Source organism: Butyrivibrio sp. M55, from assembly GCF_900116865.1.
Lineage (GTDB): Bacteria > Bacillota > Clostridia > Lachnospirales > Lachnospiraceae > Butyrivibrio.
In genome coordinates this window covers 1-1,221 of sequence record NZ_FPCD01000037.1, presented here as the reverse complement: position 1 = coordinate 1,221, position 1,221 = coordinate 1, and the positions used below count along the sequence as shown (strand labels likewise).

2 protein-coding genes are annotated in these 1,221 nt (G+C 42.2%); both read right to left on the bottom strand.

Annotated elements, in window-relative coordinates; translation table 11 throughout:
• Positions 1-315 precede the first annotated feature (315 nt).
• A complete protein-coding gene (gene tnpB / locus BM398_RS17000) occupies positions 316-660 on the bottom strand; it encodes an IS66 family insertion sequence element accessory protein TnpB (protein WP_022750595.1) in 345 nt (114 codons plus the stop codon).
• Positions 657-1,073, bottom strand: coding sequence for an IS66 family insertion sequence element accessory protein TnpA (gene tnpA / locus BM398_RS16995; RefSeq protein ID WP_092339486.1), 417 nt, complete (start codon positions 1,071-1,073; stop codon positions 657-659). Before tnpA ends, tnpB begins: the two co-directional genes overlap by 4 nt.
• Positions 1,074-1,221: the final 148 nt, after the last annotated feature.

Below are 1,221 nucleotides of genomic sequence, written 5' to 3'. Positions count from 1 at the left end.
AAGGTATTCGATCTGCTCTTGCAGAACCTTTTCTTTTTCTAGATGTTCTGCTTCACGTTTGTTGGCAGCTTCTATGAGAGCGTTAAGATTTTTTATGGTAGTATTCAGTTCCTTTACGGTGTCCTTCAGCTCAATAAGCTGTTGTTCCCTGGAATCTCTTGCCACGATAGCCTCCTTATATCTGATATATAGATTTTATCAGACATTCAGGACGATTAATATCGGCAAATGTGCCAAAGTGCTCAAAACAAAGACTCATTATTAATCCGATTCAGAGAGTTTTAAGAAAAGTGCACAAAAGCTGAGTCGCTCTTGCTAAGAGGCTCTGATGGCCTTAGGCTGCTCAATATCGATGCCTGAAAGAAGCCAGTCAAGCTCACGCCATGAAAGACTCCTAACTTCATCCTTATTTCTTGGCCAACGGTATCTTCCCTGAGCAACAGAGAGCCTTTTGTATAGCAATACAAAGCCATCCTGTTCCCACATGAGGATTTTAAGACGATCGGCTCGTCTACCGCAGAAAAGAAAAATAGCTCGAGATCTGGGATCCATGTGCAGCTTATCTTCAACAATGGCGCACAGACCATCTATGGATTTACGCATATCGGTATAGCCACAGACAATGTATATGTCATCTGCAACTGTTATATCCCCAATCATGCCAGGCCTCCTAAGATCTTTAAGGTTTCTGATAGAACCACCGGATCTACTGTGTTGCTGATGCGGATATTTGCTCTTCCGAGATTTATCTCTATCGTATGTGAATTGTCAAGGTGCGGCGCCACAGAAGGAGAATACTCCTTTGGTGGCTGGATATCATCAATGATATCTACCTGAACGACGTCCTGTTTAGGAAGTGTCAGGTCATGTATTTCATCATGCGAGTTTCGCATCGGCTTTGGTACAGCATAAGCCTTCTGACGAAGTCGCTTGATCGCACTGTATAAAGAATACTTTTTGATGCCGTTACATAAGCACCACTGTTCATCACTAAGACCGCTCTGGCGGCATTGAGTGACGAGTTTGTACCACTCATCAAGTGTTCTACGTTGTTCTTTGCTTGAATCTGACATAATAAACCTCCGGGATGTGACACCAAAGTGTTGTCTATTAGTCTTATACATAGACCACTTAAGTGACACCAAAATGTAGTTTATAGTTCAGATTCATTATGAAGGATTAACAGGCGGTTTTATATCCGTCGAAATATTTTGCGCTTAC